The organism is Pseudomonas sp. SIMBA_068 (assembly GCF_046534705.1).
Taxonomy (GTDB): Bacteria; Pseudomonadota; Gammaproteobacteria; order Pseudomonadales; family Pseudomonadaceae; genus Aquipseudomonas; species Aquipseudomonas putida.
Map to the genome: position 1 here is coordinate 1 of NZ_JAWRYI010001021.1, position 255 is coordinate 255.

At 62.4% G+C, this 255-nt stretch carries 1 protein-coding gene; it reads right to left on the reverse strand.

What is annotated here, in order from left to right; translation table 11 throughout:
- Window positions 1-255, reverse strand: a 255-nt coding sequence (locus tag SB756_RS32515) for an ATP-binding protein (RefSeq protein WP_410913566.1), incomplete at both ends; no start/stop codon positions are given.

Consider the following 255-nt stretch of genomic DNA (forward strand, 5'->3'; position numbering starts at 1 on the left):
GTATGCTGACCCGCAACCCACCGCCTTCACGATTTGCCAGCATCAGCTCCCCCCCATGGCTGTTGGCAATCCGTTGGGCAATGCTCAACCCCAACCCATACCCACCGGATGCCTGGTTCCGCGACCCTTCACCGCGCACGAACGGGTCGGTGATGGTCGCTAGCAGCGCTGGCGCAATCCCTGGCCCACGGTCATCGATATGGATGAACACCCCCGTGGTAGCCCGTTCCAGTGTGACCGAAACGTCCTTGGCGT